The 16,188-nt window shown below is 40.7% G+C and carries 14 protein-coding genes; 2 read left to right on the top strand and 12 right to left on the bottom strand.

Annotated elements, in window-relative coordinates; translation table 11 throughout:
• Positions 1 to 21 precede the first annotated feature (21 nt).
• From IEX81_RS14450 to IEX81_RS14415, 8 genes are all read right to left on the bottom strand, one after another.
• The gene (locus IEX81_RS14450) at positions 22 to 390 is read right to left on the bottom strand and encodes a YdcP family protein (RefSeq protein WP_093674659.1); all 369 of its coding nucleotides are present in this window, start codon (positions 388 to 390) and stop codon (positions 22 to 24) included.
• 12 nt (positions 391 to 402) lie between these two features.
• A complete protein-coding gene (locus tag IEX81_RS14445) occupies positions 403 to 717 on the bottom strand; it encodes a YdcP family protein (protein WP_093674660.1) in 315 nt (104 codons plus the stop codon).
• A gap of 466 nt (positions 718 to 1,183) precedes the next feature.
• Complete coding sequence (locus IEX81_RS14440) at positions 1,184 to 2,437, bottom strand: tyrosine-type recombinase/integrase (RefSeq protein WP_188804621.1); 1,254 nt, start codon at positions 2,435 to 2,437, stop codon at positions 1,184 to 1,186.
• Positions 2,424 to 2,636 carry a DUF3173 domain-containing protein gene (locus tag IEX81_RS14435; protein WP_188804619.1) on the bottom strand — a complete coding sequence of 71 codons (213 nt, stop codon included), beginning with the start codon at positions 2,634 to 2,636 and terminating at the stop codon, positions 2,424 to 2,426. Before IEX81_RS14435 ends, IEX81_RS14440 begins: the two co-directional genes overlap by 14 nt.
• A 262-nt stretch (positions 2,637 to 2,898) precedes the next feature.
• Positions 2,899 to 3,789 carry a rolling circle replication-associated protein gene (locus IEX81_RS14430; RefSeq protein WP_188804617.1) on the bottom strand — a complete coding sequence of 297 codons (891 nt, stop codon included), beginning with the start codon at positions 3,787 to 3,789 and terminating at the stop codon, positions 2,899 to 2,901.
• A gap of 102 nt (positions 3,790 to 3,891) precedes the next feature.
• Complete coding sequence (locus tag IEX81_RS14425) at positions 3,892 to 5,295, bottom strand: FtsK/SpoIIIE domain-containing protein (protein WP_188804615.1); 1,404 nt, start codon at positions 5,293 to 5,295, stop codon at positions 3,892 to 3,894.
• A 10-nt stretch (positions 5,296 to 5,305) separates the two neighbouring features.
• Complete coding sequence (locus tag IEX81_RS14420) at positions 5,306 to 5,656, bottom strand: hypothetical protein (RefSeq protein WP_188804613.1); 351 nt, start codon at positions 5,654 to 5,656, stop codon at positions 5,306 to 5,308.
• A 52-nt stretch (positions 5,657 to 5,708) separates the two neighbouring features.
• On the bottom strand, positions 5,709 to 5,927 hold the full coding sequence (locus tag IEX81_RS14415; protein ID WP_188804610.1) for a hypothetical protein: 219 nt from the start codon (positions 5,925 to 5,927) through the stop codon (positions 5,709 to 5,711).
• 336 nt (positions 5,928 to 6,263) lie between these two features.
• On the opposite strand from IEX81_RS14415, the gene IEX81_RS14410 reads away from it, so the two are divergent.
• Together IEX81_RS14410 and IEX81_RS14405 are read left to right on the top strand one after the other, a co-directional pair.
• Positions 6,264 to 6,881 (top strand): hypothetical protein, encoded by a 618-nt coding sequence (locus IEX81_RS14410; RefSeq protein WP_188804608.1) that lies wholly within the window; start codon positions 6,264 to 6,266, stop codon positions 6,879 to 6,881.
• Positions 6,882 to 7,100: 219 nt separating this feature from the next.
• Positions 7,101 to 8,153 carry an IS30 family transposase gene (locus tag IEX81_RS14405; protein WP_188804606.1) on the top strand — a complete coding sequence of 351 codons (1,053 nt, stop codon included), beginning with the start codon at positions 7,101 to 7,103 and terminating at the stop codon, positions 8,151 to 8,153.
• Between the two features lie 176 nt (positions 8,154 to 8,329).
• Here the strand turns inward: IEX81_RS14405 and IEX81_RS14400 are convergent, their stop codons facing one another.
• The 4 genes from IEX81_RS14400 to IEX81_RS14385 all read right to left on the bottom strand — a co-directional run bounded on the left by IEX81_RS14400 (position 8,330) and on the right by IEX81_RS14385 (position 15,883).
• Complete coding sequence (locus IEX81_RS14400) at positions 8,330 to 10,639, bottom strand: DEAD/DEAH box helicase family protein (RefSeq protein WP_188804604.1); 2,310 nt, start codon at positions 10,637 to 10,639, stop codon at positions 8,330 to 8,332.
• A 5-nt stretch (positions 10,640 to 10,644) separates the two neighbouring features.
• Entirely contained in the window at positions 10,645 to 12,621 is a 1,977-nt protein-coding gene (locus tag IEX81_RS14395) for a site-specific DNA-methyltransferase (protein WP_188804602.1), read from the bottom strand.
• Positions 12,622 to 12,871: 250 nt separating this feature from the next.
• Positions 12,872 to 14,413 (bottom strand): glutamine-hydrolyzing GMP synthase, encoded by a 1,542-nt coding sequence (gene guaA, locus IEX81_RS14390; protein WP_188804600.1) that lies wholly within the window; start codon positions 14,411 to 14,413, stop codon positions 12,872 to 12,874.
• 189 nt (positions 14,414 to 14,602) lie between these two features.
• Positions 14,603 to 15,883: an ArsB/NhaD family transporter gene (locus IEX81_RS14385; RefSeq protein WP_188804598.1), complete on the bottom strand. Its 1,281-nt coding sequence runs from the start codon at positions 15,881 to 15,883 to the stop codon at positions 14,603 to 14,605.
• Between the last annotated feature and the right edge of the window lie 305 nt (positions 15,884 to 16,188).

Below are 16,188 nucleotides of genomic sequence, written 5' to 3'. Positions count from 1 at the left end.
TTTCCGGAAAATGAAATGGCATTACTTTCCTTTAGTTTGTGGCTGCGGATGGGGGACGGCTTGTTTATTTTTCAGCGCTATGTCCTCGGCCTTGATATACCAGTCCACATCCGCTCCCAAAAATGTGGCAGTCGCTACTGTATCCGCTACCGGGTTGATCAGTTCCACTTCGGCATTATAGTCAAACTCTTTTAACGGGACGGCAGCCGGAATACTGACCTGTATCATGCGTCCTTGTCCACGGGATTTAAGGTCATAAGTCCGTTCTTTAATTTCATCACTGACTGTGCCGTCCTCATTATTCACGCGCACTTCACGGCGGAGTGCGGAGAATTTCAGCGCACCAAATGTCTTGTCCTTATCAATCACAATGCCTTCAGCTAATCTCATTTTTTGCCCTCCTTATGCTTTCACCATATCGTCTGCATGCAGAATATAATTTGTAAAACCACGAGCACCAATTTTATAACCCTCTGCGGTAATTCGAGGATTGATCAATTTCACCTTGTCTTCTACTTCAAAATGCTTTTCACCCGCTTCCGGTGGTAACACCAAAACGATATCGTCCGCTCGCTGGATGTCGGAATACAAATTGTAGCTGCGGGAAAGGATCATCGTGCGACCATTAACCCGGCGCTGTTCTACATTGCCTTCTCCAGCATATTCGAGGTTTCCAAATGTCTTTTCAACGTTTGGAATAATGTGTTTCAGTTCCATAAATCATTTTCCTTTCTGTAAATAATTTTGTTTTGATTAATACGCTGATTCAAGCTTAAATTTTGTCGGGAAAAGAGCGAGATGCTCTGGTGAAAGCACATCCCTTCCAACACCAAAAACTTGAAATAAAAAGGCTGAAATGATTTCTCATCTCAGCACAGGATTGATTAAAATTCGTAGCACAGTAAGGGTACCTTTCGAAACAGAATGACTTGGCGGAAAATAAGACAAAAAAAGAAGGTATATTCTTCAAAATATACCTTCCGAACCTTGAACTTATACGGTTCTCTGACTCCGATCCTTGGCGGAATTTTGGCGGAGATCCTTATCAATTTAAATGTTTTTATCCATTTTACCTTTGCCAAAAATGCTGTTAAATCAACGTTTCGATACCAAACGAGGTATCTACTTTATTCCCACTCTACCATGTACATGCGCCTTATAATCGTTGATGTATCAACGTTTTTCAAGCATGCTGCACTGCCTTGGTGGGGGGAGTGGTGGGAAATGCAATTGCTTTAATTGCTTGATTTCCAGTGAACTTGAATCCTTTTTCTTTAGCTGTTTTAATCGAGATATTGCCAGTCATTTCTTCTGCAATTTGCGCATCTGCACCAGACCATAGATGTGAATAATGCTTCAATGTAATCTCAGGGCTTGAGTGACCCATACGCTTAGATAGGATCAAAACGGAGACATTGAACTCATTTATCAGGTATGAGGCATGCGAATGGCGCAATCCTTTTGCCTGAATTCTACGAACTCCCGCAAGCTTTGCATAACGTGCAATGATTTTTGAAATCGTTGACTTAAGCATTGGTGTGCCATCGTAGCTAAAGACAAAATTGTCAATACCTATTTGCGACTGACGTTCTTTCCACACACGCAGAATTTCAAGCGTATCGTCATCCAATGCAATCGTCCGCTTTCCATCCGCAGTTTTCGTATAATCATTACGCTGCCAGTCATGCTTATTTTTCATAATAAGCATATGATGAACACGGAGCCGCTTTTTCATAAAATCCACGTCATCCCACCACAATGCCGTACCCTCGTTTACACGAACACCCGTCATGTAGTAAACCCATAACATTACAAAATTTAGATGCTCGTAAAAATCATCAAGACAGATCGTTGCGATCACTTTTTCAAAATCACGCTTTGTCCAATACGGAACAATGGCTTTGCTTTTCGGAATTGCCTTCACCTTTTTGGAAATATTCGTTTCTAAGTATTGCATATCGACAGCCATATCCAGACTTTTACGAAACATGCCAAAGATCAAGCCCGCGTATGACTGCGAATAACCTGCACCCCTCTTTGACAAAAGCCATGTCCGATAATTTTGCACCTGCTCAAAAGTCAGAGAACGAAGCGGAACGTTCACAAATCGATCACGGATTCGTTCGAGCACGCCCTTACGTGATAAAAAAGTGCTTTCCTCTACATCTGTTTGATAAGCAGGGATATAAACATTATCCATGAACTGCCCGTAAGTGATGTTATAATTGGCGTATCCCTTGGCCTTGAAATATTCATTTCTAATTCGTGTCAACTCTTTAAAGGCCTCATGGGCGGAAGAAAAAGGTTTGCCATTCTGATCCTTTCTCCCCTTCTTACGAATACGCTTGCCTGTAACCCGGTCAGTCCCTAATTCCGTCTGATAATAATATTTTCCCTGTGCATCGATGCAGACGCCTTTATATTTAGTTGTCGCCATCTGTTGATATCTCCTCTTTAAGCGATACGCCTAAAAGGGATTCAACAACGTCTCGTGGGACACGGCCCAATCGTTTGTTATTGTAGAATGGATACCCCTTTTTTACCATAATTTCTTTGGCTTGTCTAATCAAAGAAACAGCAGTATGAGGTTTGTATCCAATAGCAATTAAATCATCTTTGGTCATTGTTTTCCTCATGATTACCACTCTTTTCTTGCCATATAATCGCTGTAAAATCCAAACATTAATTTGTAAAACGTTAAGAGGTTAATGACAATTAATGCTTGGATTCCATAGTGAATATCTGGAATCTATGATTTGCCCTTTCACCTTGGGATTTCAATCATCAATTTCCTCAAGTTGCTCAAACCATTCTGACACCTGAATCCAATCGTCTTTTGTTAAATCATTGTAGTCCTTTTCGAATAATTCAAATGCGGCGAGCGGGGCATACTCAGTGTCAAACATCAATTCCTTTATTGCCCTTTGTCTGTTCAATATCATCGTTCCTTTCAATATTATTAAAAAACTCTGTAATGTAAGTAATTTCGCCCTTGTAAGTATCATGACCGACGTGAATTGTTTGTGTAGCAAAATCCGCATGGCGATCACTGATACCGCTTTGTTCTAAAATTTCATGTTTAATGCCTGATTTTTCGATTGGATCTTCGATTCCCTTTGATCGTCGATAAATTCTCAGGCCCTTGGGATAAAGATATAGACGTGCGCCCTTAACGAAACATTTTCGGCCCGATCTGTCATCTGTTGGAATATCAAGATTAGACAAATAGGCTAACACATAATTGGCGACTTTATCTGATCGCTTCAAACGTTTCGTTTTTGTGTAACCCTTTCCCCATAACTCTTGCATTTTTGAATTCGGGATCATCAACTTTTTTTCATTCGATTTCATTAGTACGTGATAATGCCATCGTCCAGACGCCTGAGGTTCAATGACTGAAATATAGTCAATATCACTATATAATTTCCGAACTCTTTTCATGAAAGCCTTATAGTCCTTGTACGCGATCGCCGGCTCAGTTACGTTGGCAGCATAGGTCAAGGTGACCCATAACTGATTGACACCACCTTGAAAATTATGTGCAATGAGCCTTCTCAAGTGCCGCATTGTAACCTTAACAGTTTTCAAGTTATCAGCCCTGCTGTTGGCATCTATAGCCATCTTCTTTATTTCGCCTGTCTCCAAATTCGCATAGCGTTTTCCAGATAACACTTTGATAACCTGTTTATGCTGTCCGTTTGAAGTTGTTAATTCGAGCGTATCACCGTAAAAATAAGCCTTTACTAATGCACCGTTGTAAATAACGACCTTTTTGCTTTCTTTTCTCATTTTCGCATCATCACCTCAATAAAATGGGGCTCTTGTATGACGTTTATCAAGTTAAAGGAATCCGCTTTCCGCCTGCGGCGGGCGCGGATTCCTGCAATGGATTCATGTTTGCAGTCGCCCGTATTCATATGCCTGTTGAAACAAACTGAGTAAATCATCACCAAGATTGGATAAATCAGCTGTCTCAATTTGTGAAGGCGTATGCACGACGCCATCAAGCAAGAAAAGTCCTGCGCCTTGTTCAAAATGGATTCTGAAGTATTCAAAGCCGTCTCCAAAAGTCATCATTCGCGCTTGTGTTGAACCGGTACCCAGTAAGATTCGCAAGCCAAGCTGATCCCGAACGTCCGTTGGAATGGCTTGTGCATTCGGCTGCTGAGTGATCAAGATGACAATAATGCCAGCTGATCGAGCTTTCATAACAAGCTGTTTCATATTTGCGTTAAAGACCTTAAGCTCTTTTGAATCAGTGAATGAAGCAGTTAATGCTGCTACTTCATCAATAAAGATATAGGTTGGTTTCATATCAGGAATTGCTCTAAAATCCGCGGCAAATATATGATGCTTTTGAGCATACGTTGAGATTGCATCTTGCCTTTGATGCATTAGCGAGACAAAATGGTTCATCAGTTCCAACGCCTGTTCCGTCCCGGAAGCAACATGACCCTTTGGTAATACACTGTTCAGACTCAATAAATCGGCGCGTTTTGGATCAATAATATAAACATCAGCACCCGCAAGCAGTACTTGAAACAAAAGACCGTAAACAGCATATGTTTTACCGCTACCCGTCTGTCCTGCAATGAGTGCATGGGGAGATTTAGCGACATTCCAAACCGTTTTTTTCATTATTCGCAGTTCATAAAATGTTTTTGGAACAAGTTCCTTAAGATGCAGCGGAACAAATCGTTGACTTACTGATGAATCCCGCAAATAAAATGTGAACCATCTACCTGCATTGTCCTGATCAATATCAATAACAATGTATTTATCAAATTTTTTTCTCAGAGACGCATTAAGCAAAGATTGCGTTTTTTCCAATTGATCTGATGTATTTCCGACAACCTCAATCCTTACGAAGGGTTTCACTTTGTCAAGATTGGGGTGAATGTCTCCAACCTCAAACCCGCCTGACTTTTGTCTCGGATTGATAACGCCTGTGTCAATCATGCCTCTCCGGATTTGTCGAGCCATTAAGAACTGGTTCCAACGTATTCCAATCAATCCACGATTATATGGGTTCCCAAAATAGAGAAAGCGAATGACACAGGCTGCAACCATAATTACCAGTATGGCGATCCCAAAGATAAGGCAATAAGCGCCGATGTTAAATAAAACATCCGTTACAGCCGGCAATTTATAAATTTCATCTACTTTCTCAGCAAACTTTAAAGCCACCAAACTAAGGGCAATAAAACAAAATGATGAAAGCACCCAAAAAGCTGGGTGTTTCATCAAAGTTACGATTGATTTTCGTTCATTGGATGCATATTTTATTTTAGACATTTTCTGCTCCTTATGCCTTGCGCTGTGGTTGAACGAAGACGACATCTTTTGCAGTAACAGTGAGTTCATTTCGATAATCACCATAAATTCTTGCAGATGGTTCAACGAGCTGAACCCGAACAGGATTTGGGATATCCTTTGGTTTGGCGTCAAGAATTTTCACATCAAACTGTTGACCCTTATTAGAGACACCCTCTTTACCGTAATCGGTGTTATCAGCCCATATCACAATAATGTATTTGGCACCAATTATTTTCCCTGAATTGAAATCTTCCAAGTCTTCGGAGTTCATTGCCATCAGTTCCTTCCCTTTAAAGAACCGATCAACATCGAAGGTAGTAAATTGATTCAGTTTTTTCATGATTATTGACCTCTCCTTAAAATTTCCTTCTTGGTAATTGACCTGATCATGTTCAATGCCGCCATACATTTCTGGCAGCATCTTCAAGGATTCGTTTAAAGGCAAGTTCACGTTCCGCTGAATCCTTAATTTCTGAAGACGCGATAATTCCACACCATACTTCAAGGACATATTGTGGTACATGTTCGAAATGATAATCTTCTGTCGCCACCGCGTATGCTGATTTACCCAGGAAGTATTTAACAATGTTTTCATAATAACAAGACTCCATATTCTTCCCTCCCTTTCTTATCATGAAGAATCCGATCTTAGCGATTCAGATGACTATGCTCTCGACAAAGTTTTCATAAATCGCTGAACTGAGTTTTCTTCAATCCAGAATCGTTCTCCAATTCGTAATTGTGAACCTTTGCTCACTACACTTATATGGTAGATTGTTAATTTTGACGGTTCAAAGAAATTTACATAATATGGAATTTTAAATTCCTCTTTTTTTCACATAAAAACCTTTTAGAAAAAGCCTTCGTGTGTTTTTGAAAAGTGATAAACTAATCTTATTTAGGATGTCTTAGGAATTTTTTAGTTTCCAATAAATGGGGGGATTTGTTTGGAAGAATACATAAGCTTTAACGAAATAATTAAAAGGATTGAACGAAAACATGGAATTGAAATTTGCGACGAAAATCACTCAGGTTCAAAAAACATTTTAACCAGACGTCGTCTCCAAGATATTTTCAAAACATGGCTTCGAAAGCAGAATGTAGATAAGAGCGAATTTAAAAAAATCATAGGACGCGGGAATCCAATTGATTATCCAAAAAATTTAGTGGATAAATTTTTATTTGACAATTTTGATTATTTTGTTGCAAAAAAAGATACTGATGTAAAAACAAATGAAGAATATAGGGCTATAATTGAACAAGAAGAAGAGAAGCGACATAATGCATCTGATGAAATGACTTATATGGATGAGTTTCAAAGAGAAATAGACGAACGTGAGGAAGAAACACAAAAAATTATTGAAAATGAGTTCTCATTAATGAAACGGGAGATTATGCTACAAGCAATCTTTTCAAAGTATTTTATGTTAGATGAAGAAAAACTACGGGATGACCTAACAAATAGAGCTTACTTTAAAATGTTTAATATTGAGCTTGATGAAAAAATAGCAAGAAGTATGGACGACTTGAAAAAGCTTAATAATTATTATAATGAGAAACAATGAATTTAATTAAGACGACGGGGTGTCTGTTCATCTTTGAAAAACACTCTTATTAAGATTAGCTTTTTTAATTTCATAGAAATATGATCCATTTTCACAGTTATTTATTTAGGCCAGTTGTAAAATCAAATTAGCCAGTTAGTTTGGGTAATAAAACACCATCATAAAATCCGGTGTTATCATTAAAGCGACGAAACCATAATGAAAGAAGCGGATTTTATAATGGCTTACTCCAAGACTAGCACAGAACATCGTACATTTACACATTTGAATGCTTATCAACGAGGACAAATCCAAGTTCTTCACCAGGAGCAACGCTCTTCCCGTGAGATTGCACGTGAAGTCGGCTGTTCCCACCAGACGGTACTGAACGAACTGCGTCGGGGGACAACCACCCAGATTGGCGCCAACCATCGACGCTTTCAGGCTTATTTTCCGGAGACTGGCCAAGCCAACTATGAACGCAACCGCAGTCATTGTGGGCGGAGGTACAAACTTGAAGCTGCTTCGGATTTCATCGCTTATGCCGAAAATAAGATCCTGTCCTCAGACAAATGGTCTCCGGATGCGGTCTGTGGTGCCGCCAATCGGGATCCGAAATGGAAAAACAAGGTCAGGGTCTGCACGCGGACGTTATACCATTATATCGATTGCGGATTCCTAAAAGTAAAGAACCTGGATCTGCCCAACAAGCTCCGTTACCGTTCCAAAAAATCCGGACACCGCCCCAACATCAAGCATCTTGGGGACAGTATCGACAACCGTCCCGCGGAGGTTCAGAAGCGAAAGCAGTTTGGCCACTGGGAGATCGATACCGTGGTCGGCAAAAAATCGGGTGAGGACGATGTGCTCCTGACACTGGTGGAACGCAAGACCCGTGACACGATCTCCCAAAAGATTGACGGCAAAGATCCGGATTCAGTAGACTATGCCATCAAGCGGTTGATCGATCGATTTGGTCCGTTGTTCGGTCGCGTCTTCCGGACGATCACGGCCGATAATGGCAGCGAATTCTCAGGCTTGACGAACAGCCTGAGGGATCAGGCCACGCACGTCTATTACACACATCCGTACGCCGCCTGGGAACGGCCGACGAATGAGCGCCACAATGGGATGATCCGTAGGTTCATTCCGAAGGGCAGACCGATCGAAAATTACTCTCGGACGTTCATCTGCCAAATGATTCGAGCCATTGACCATCTCCCAAGGAAGATTCTGAACTACCGGACACCTGCTGAGGCGTTCAAAAGGGAATTACGGAAACTGGCGAGCTGAGTGGCTTTTTGTTCCTGCCGCCTAGGCGGCAGGAACAAACCCAGTGGTACCGCCGGATGTCCGGATGGCTAATTTATTATTGCAATCTAGCCAGTTATTTATTTAACAATAAAAAGTAAAGTCTAACTTATTTTCCCAAATAAGTTAGACTTTTTCAGTGCCTTCTTATTTCTTATTTAGCTTGGCACATTATTATCCAGTGCAACTCTTATAGAATCATCAACAGTTGGTGACCACGTAGATTCAATTTTACCCATTTTCAACATCCATACACTATATCCCTTATTTGATAATGGAGTATGAGGATCTCGCCATTCTCCTTTAGTAATTAACCTGATCTTTACTTTTTTTCCATCACCAATAGTATCTAAGTTAAATAATTTATTTGTTGAATCTTGTGCAATTAGATGTTCGCCCTTAGTATCCAGTGCACAAATATCGTCCTTTGTCCAAATAACGAAATCTGGATTAAAATTTTTTTTGTTCGAAAAATCTAAGAGAGGAATTTGGAAGTATGCTCTAGACGGATTTCTCAACCATTTGTAACCAGTTCTATCTATAGCTTTTGCAAAATCGATCTCCATTCCATTAAAATCACTATATCCTTCATGTACAGCGTTATTGAATTTAATCATTTTATCTCGATTTATTGGTATTTCAGACACAAATGAACAGTTTAGATTATTTTGTATTATATTTGAGTGTTCAACGTATGCTTTAATAACTTTATTCGCAGTATCTTTAATATGTGCAGCAGCGTTACTACTATATTCTACTAAAGCATCAAACTTCGATAATTCTATATCACATATATTAAGAGCATGTCGATGACTTTTTTGAATTTCCCTTGCAAAAATCCAGCGAGCAGCAACTTTATTGCTATGTTGTATTTCTACCCATTCTTCTTTTGAATCTTTTTCATCACCAATTGTTTTTAATACTTGTATTCGTCCCCCAGTTCCAACAGTGTTTATTGAGTCTACAGAGTAATCATTCATTTGTTTAATAATGTCATCAATATAAGTTTTTGCCTTTTGAGAGTACACGGAAAATTCGGGAATGCTAAGCTTATACTTTGGTTTTAACAATGGTCTTTCTGTTAAACCCTTCCCTGAAGAATAATAAGTTAATTTTATCTCTGGAGAATCCGCAGTTATTTTTTGTTGAATTTCTAACAACTCATTTTCAAACGTACTTTTTTCATCCGTTCTAATAAAAAAGTTAGCTGTATTTAAAGATTCTAAAGGAAAATGAGTTGCTGTTGGTTGGCGCAATACTCTTCCTATTATTTGAGTAACTTGTATGTTCGAACCCATATCTTTATCAATATAAGCAAAATAAACTGACGGATCATCCCAACCTTCTTGGAGCGTTTGATTAAAAATTATATGTCTAAAATTCCCATTAACGAAGTTGGTATAATCCGAATCACCTCCTGAAAACAATACAAAATCTTCTGGTGGTGGAAACTTTTTATCAAATTTCAGATCACAATAAACTGCAATTTCTTTAGGGTCAATTCCTTTTTGTTCAACTAAGTATCTCCAAATAATAATAGGTCTTGCTTTTCTATCAATAAATGGCTGCTTCACATCGTCTTTTTCAGCACCAGTTATTACATTTGTATTCGTAACATATATAGCCTTCGGTTTAAATGGAGTATTAAGATAATCACAGTCACTTTCAAGTTTTTTAAAACTTACTATCATATCGTCTAGAGTGACTTCAGTTGGAGACAAATATCCTCCAATTAGTAAATTTTTCTTAATTAATCCAGATTCAACGACATCAGAGCTCTTAACCTGCGTCGTAAAATCCGAATCTACCCACCCTTTATCCTTGGATAATCTTTCAATAGTGTTTGACAACTTTTTAGGAACTCTAACAGTTGCACTTGCCGCAATTAAGGCGTCAGGATCCAAGTCCAACAATAATTCAGTTTGCTGATCGGATAAATTATGTCCTTCGTCGTAAACAACAATTAAGTCTCGTTTAATTCCCTCAACGGTTTTTCGTTTTTTTAACATATCCCAAAGTGATTTCTCTGCTTGATCAAGCTGCACTTGAAATATCTTCCTATCCCCTTGTTCCTTGTCTTTCTGGTTAAACTTTCCTACTGTTGCTATTAATAACAGAGTGGAATCAGCCACCTCAATATCTTTCTCTGTAGCGTCCAAAATAGGCTTAACTTTAGAATTGTCTATTAAATCAGCATATTTTCCAGTAGATAGGTTATTATAAGTCTGCCACACAACTACTTTACCTTTAGAGAGCCATAAAACAATAGGCTCAACAGATAACGAACTTCTAATTTGCTGAAGTGCATCAGCCAAAATCAGAGTTTTTCCACTTCCTGTTATTGACGAAAGATTTTGATAGAATGGAACTAATTGAGTTCTTGTAACCGTGAGTGGATCCATCATGTAGTCTTTAAATCTATCAGCAATCTTTGAAGATGCTTCGATCTGGAATGGTATTAGCTCCATATTTTCTATGCCTCACTGTCATTGTTGTACGAATCATTAAGCTCATTTAGTCCAAGATGTAGCAATATTTTATCGGGAACTTTATAAAATTTAACACTATTTGTTCGGAACACTTCATAACGTGCATAAACATGATAAGGCGTAGTAAGCATTTCTTTTGATGCTTCTTCTACTATTTTTTTATAAGTTTGTATATCTAATTGACCTACTTTATCTCCATTCCATATAATAAAATATCCTTCATTATCTTCATTCTTACCTACAAGATACGAATACTTATTATTATCAATTCTTATTAAATTAGGCGCAGCACGTCTCTCACTTTCCCAATGTGATGTAATAACTAGATCTACAAGTTCATCCTTCTTCATTGATAAAACAGTTTTAGCATCAATCGTTTTTGTTAACTTTCTAAATTCAAAACCAGCATTTAATGGTGGATACTTTTGAATGAGATTTCCATTTTTATCTGGACGAACTCCCTTAATTACTCTTTTCAATCTTTCTTGTGTCAAGGTTCTTGCATATTTATCTCCATTAACTGAATTTCCTTGCTCAATTAGAATGAATCTCCTATCGCTATCTGTTTCATTATTTAGTTCGACCACAGCATGGCCTGTGGTTCCTGAACCAGCATACGGATCCAATACTAATCCTTTAGGTGGACACCATAATTGAATTATTTTTTTAATTAGCTTAAGAGGTTTAACCGTTTCAAAATTATTCCCTTTACCAAGTATACTGTCTAATTCATTGATGCCAGTTTGGCTGTGGCCTGATTCTTGGTAGACCCAAGATTGCGCACCCATTTCAAAAACAGAATCATACTCTTCGTCCGCCCAAAAAGTTAAGGGCACTTGCCCCTTTTTTACATTATTTAAGTATCGTTTGATCCTTGGAACTCCTTGACCATCTTTTAAAAATATTATACTCGGAAGTGGTCCATTTTTTACCTTATCACTTGCAAGTTCAGAACATTTTTCAAGAATTTCAGCTGGTGTATATAACGAACCATTTTTAACTATTGTTCCTTTAATTACGAGCGACTTTGACGTTGAAAGAATATTTTCTGGATCTTTTACTTCTGAATATTTGCTCCCATATTCTTCAAGCATTTTCTTAATATCTTTTTTTTTGAATCTCCAATGACAATTATCAGATGGATAGAACATTTTCCCAGAGAATGGGGATTGAATTCCAAAATAAGTACTATTAGAAAAATCCTTGGCTTGAAGATCACCACTCGACCAAGGTCCTAATGGATCATCATCTGGATTGCTATATCTAGAGTCTGCGGATTTACTTCTTGGCAATAAACCTGTACGTGTAATACTTTTATCTTTTGCATAAACTAAAACATACTCAGTTGCCGATGAAAGGTGAGTTGAGTCGTTTTTTGGTGAGTAAGTTTTCTGCCAGTTAATAATGCCGACTCTATTCTCTTCTCCAAATACTTCATTAAGCATCATTCCTAGATGAAATAATTCATTATCATCAATACAAATTGCTAAAACTCCACTTGGATTAAGCATTTTCCACATCATATGTAATCTTGGAAGCATGGCCTTCATCCATTTAGTATGTTTTGAACCATCCTCTGATGCTACCAAATTTCCTAATTCCGGATCATTAGGGTCTTGATCCCATTTATCATTGTACCTAAAATAATTTCCAGTATTATACGGAGGATCCGTTAGGATTAAATCAACTTGACCTTGGTACTTATACAAAGTAACCATGGCTTGAAGGTTCTCACCTTCAATCAATAGATTTTTTGATTGTTGAGCGTCAGTTCCTACACTTAATTTTCGATTTACTCGTGTTACTCGAGGACGAACTTTTTTATATATTTCGTCTGCTATTCTTTTTCCATAAAAATTTATTGAAATCCCACCATTAACCATACTTTTTATGATCTTTAATAAATCATCTTTTGACAAAAATTCCAAATTATTTGTATCGATAAGATGTTTGGCAATCATATGTCTTTTCTCTCCTATCAACTAAAAGTCGTCCAGTGTAGGGAACATATGTTCTTATGAATCGTATTTAACATTTATTATAACATAAAGAGTTAGGATTAATAAGCATACAATTTCAAAAACCCACTAGATTTTTTATTTCTGGTGGGGTTTTGGTGGGGAACCAAATCATATTTAATTGATTTTATCCATTCTATAACATTCAAAACGTTGTTAACCCGGCGTATTCGCTTCAAATTTAGTTTTACAATTATTCCCACTCAATCGTCGCCGGCGGCTTCGATGTAATGTCGTAGACGATCCGGTTGACGTGTTCAACTTCATTGACGATCCGGGTTGAGATCTTCTCAAGCACGTCCCACGGGATGCGCGCCCAGTCGGAGGTCATGCCGTCGATCGAGGTAACGGCGCGGATGGCGATGCAGTGATCGTAGGTTCGGCCGTCGCCCATGACGCCGACGCTCTGGATGTTCGGGAGCACAGTGAAGTACTGCCAGATGTCGCGGTCGAGTCCGGCGTTCTTAATTTCTTCGCGGAGGATGGCATCTGATTCACGGACGATCTCCAGCTTGTCCTCCGTGATCGCGCCGAGCACGCGGATGCCGAGGCCAGGTCCCGGGAACGGCTGGCGCCAGACGATGTCATCGGAAATGCCGAGCTCTGTACCCAGTTTCCGCACTTCATCTTTGAACAGTGTATTCAGCGGTTCGATTAATTTAAATTTCATATCTTCCGGCAGGCCGCCGACATTGTGGTGCGATTTAATGTTCTGAGACGAACCGCCCGCGCCGCTTTCCACAACGTCCGTGTAGAGTGTGCCCTGCACGAGGAAGGAAATATCCTCAAGTTTATTGGCTTCATCTTGAAAAAGATAAATAAATTCATTGCCGATAATTTTACGCTTGCGTTCCGGATCGCTGACGCCTTCCAGTTTGTCCAAAAAACGCTTTTTGGCGTCAACATGGATAAAATTCATATGGAAATGATTTTTGAACGTATCGACAACGCCTTCCGCTTCACCCTTGCGAAGCAGGCCGTGGTCAACGAAGACGCAAGTCAGCTGCTTGCCGATCGCTTTGTGGACAAGCACTGCCGCAACTGACGAATCCACACCGCCGCTCAGCGCGCAGAGTACTTTGCGGTCGCCGACCGTTTCGTGGATTTTCTCGATCTGTTCGTCAATAAAGTGTTCCATCGACCAGCTTTTCTCCGCGCCGCAGACCGAGTAAACAAAGTTTTTCAGCAGCTCGTTGCCGTGTACAGAGTGGCGTACTTCAGGGTGAAATTGAACCGCATAGACTTTTTCCGCCGGATTCGCCATGGCCGCAACCGGACAGGACTCACTGCTTGCTTCAATGACGAAACCTTCTGGAAGCGTTTTAACCAGGTCGCCGTGGCTCATCCATACTGTTTGTGTTGCCGGCAGGCCATGGAAAAGCGGGTTATCGGTATTCGCGGTAATATCCGCTTTCCCGTATTCCCGATGTGTCGCACGCTCCACAGTCGCTCCATAGTGTTTGCTGATGAGATGCAAGCCGTAACAGATTCCCAGGATCGGGATGCCTAGATCGAAAATAGCCGGATCACAATCCGGGGCTCCCGCGTCGTAGACACTGTTTGGTCCGCCTGAGAAAATAATGCCCTTAGGATTCTTTTCTTTAATTTGTTCCGCAGTCAGCGTATTCGGAAACAACTCACTGTATACGCCTAAATCGCGAATACGCCTTGCGATCAGCTGGTTGTACTGACCGCCGAAGTCCATAACGATAATCAAGTTATTCGGTTCTGCCATCCTTCTGTTCCACCCCATCCATTTTGATCGGTCACTTGTTTTCTCAAGTCGTCTATAAGATATTATCCATTTAAAAAGCCGGAGGCCACAAGGCTTCCAGTTTCTGGTTTACACGACGCATTATTCACCAATGTTCAACAATTTGATGCTTTTCTTATTTTAACAATGAATACAGGGTTCATCAACCCATCAAACCAAATACCTCAGATAGACATAGACGGTGCAGATCGCGATCGACAGAAACATCACCGGAAGGCCGGCTTTCATGAAACCGGCGAATGTGATCGGATAGCCTTCTTTCCCCGAGATTCCGGCAACGACCAGATTCGCGCTCGCTCCGATCAGCAGCCCGTTGCCGCCGAGGCAGGCGCCGAGCGAAAGGCTCCACCACAGCGGCTCCAGATTGCCGATGCCCATGTGCCCCATGTCCTGGATCAGCGGAATCATCGTTGCAACAAATGGAATGTTGTCGACAAAGGACGAGGCAACGGCGCTCATCCAGAGAATGAGAAATGTCGTCGGCACCATTTTTCCTCCGGTCAGACCTAGCGCGAGATTGGCAAAATGAGCGATCACGCCGGTCTCCGCCAGCCCGGCGACGAGGACGAACAAGCCGGTGAAGAAAAAAATGGTTGTCCATTCCACACCGGAAAGGGCCTGCTCCACGTACCGTTCACCGGTCAGCAAGAGGAGAAGAAAAGCGCCGGCAAGTGCAATGGTCGCCGTCCCGACCCCGAGTCTCTGATGCAGAAAAAAGCCGAAAATCGTCAACAGCAAAACGGATACCGACTTGATCAGAAGCGGCACGTCCGTAATTTCATCGCGGGCATTCAGATCGTCAAGTCTTTCCGCCGCGTCCTGATGCGCGTGAAGCTGCCTCCTGTAAAAAAAAATCAAAAAAGAAATCACGGCAAGCGCGACGATCAGAATCACCGGTGTCAGATTCGTTATAAAATCCATAAAGCTCAGATCCTTAACCGCGCTTCCGATCATGATGTTCGGCGGGTCGCCGATCATCGTCGCCGTCCCGCCGATATTGGACATGAAAATTTCCGACATTAGAAACGGAACCGGCAAGAGTTCGAGTTCTCTGGCAATACTGAAGGTCACGGGCACAACAAGCAGCACTGTAGTCACATTATCGAGAAATGCGGAGCCGAACGCCGTAATTAGTGAAAACACAATCAGCAGGGCGACAGGCCGCCCATTCACCTTTTTGGCCGCCCAAATGGAAACGGCTTTAAACAGACCTGTCCGGGCGGTGACCGAGACAAGAATCATCATGCCGATAAGAAGTCCGAGGGTGTTGAAATCGATATGGCGGATTGCGGTATTCTGGTTAAGAATGCCCAGAAACAGCAGCAATGAGGCAGCCAGCATGGCCACAATCGTCCGATGAACTTTCTCGGCCACGATGAATCCATAGGTGAGAATAAAAATGGAAATGGCTAAAATGGCTTCGCTTTGCAACGAAAACAGATCCCTTCCAAGATACGTTTATTGATGAGTGCTTAGAAAGTACGTCTATAAATTAGAAAAAATTGAGTATCCCTTTAATTCATTCAGATTTGAGTTTTTAAAAGGATAGGATGAATGCTAAAAAGCGATTTTTCTGTATAAGGGCGATAATCTTCGGGTTCAGGGCGATTCTTTAACCTCTTGGGGCGATTGTCCCCGAGCTTGGGGCGATTCCTTTGCCTTGGGGCGATAGCCTCTGAGTTCAGGGCGATTCTTTGATCTCTTGAGGCGATTGTCCCCGAGTTTAGGGCGATTCC

It is taken from the genome of Sporolactobacillus putidus (genome assembly GCF_014647035.1).
Classification (GTDB): domain Bacteria; phylum Bacillota; class Bacilli; order Bacillales; family Sporolactobacillaceae; genus Sporolactobacillus; species Sporolactobacillus putidus.
Note: the sequence above shows the minus strand (reverse complement) of the source record. Positions and strands in the feature narration are given on the sequence as shown.

Excerpts from the sequence above, each read along its gene's own strand:
- IEX81_RS14450 (WP_093674659.1), bottom strand. The coding sequence starts at position 390 with ATGAGATTAGCTGAAGGCATTGTGATTGATAAGGACAAGACATTTGGT.
- IEX81_RS14445 (WP_093674660.1), bottom strand. The coding sequence starts at position 717 with ATGGAACTGAAACACATTATTCCAAACGTTGAAAAGACATTTGGAAAC.
- IEX81_RS14440 (WP_188804621.1), bottom strand. The coding sequence starts at position 2,437 with ATGGCGACAACTAAATATAAAGGCGTCTGCATCGATGCACAGGGAAAA.
- IEX81_RS14435 (WP_188804619.1), bottom strand. The coding sequence starts at position 2,636 with ATGAGGAAAACAATGACCAAAGATGATTTAATTGCTATTGGATACAAA.
- IEX81_RS14430 (WP_188804617.1), bottom strand. The coding sequence starts at position 3,789 with ATGAGAAAAGAAAGCAAAAAGGTCGTTATTTACAACGGTGCATTAGTA.
- IEX81_RS14425 (WP_188804615.1), bottom strand. The coding sequence starts at position 5,295 with ATGTCTAAAATAAAATATGCATCCAATGAACGAAAATCAATCGTAACT.
- IEX81_RS14420 (WP_188804613.1), bottom strand. The coding sequence starts at position 5,656 with ATGAAAAAACTGAATCAATTTACTACCTTCGATGTTGATCGGTTCTTT.
- IEX81_RS14415 (WP_188804610.1), bottom strand. The coding sequence starts at position 5,927 with ATGGAGTCTTGTTATTATGAAAACATTGTTAAATACTTCCTGGGTAAA.
- IEX81_RS14405 (WP_188804606.1), top strand. The coding sequence starts at position 7,101 with ATGGCTTACTCCAAGACTAGCACAGAACATCGTACATTTACACATTTG.
- IEX81_RS14400 (WP_188804604.1), bottom strand. The coding sequence starts at position 10,639 with ATGGAGCTAATACCATTCCAGATCGAAGCATCTTCAAAGATTGCTGAT.
- IEX81_RS14395 (WP_188804602.1), bottom strand. The coding sequence starts at position 12,621 with ATGATTGCCAAACATCTTATCGATACAAATAATTTGGAATTTTTGTCA.
- guaA (WP_188804600.1), bottom strand. The coding sequence starts at position 14,413 with ATGGCAGAACCGAATAACTTGATTATCGTTATGGACTTCGGCGGTCAG.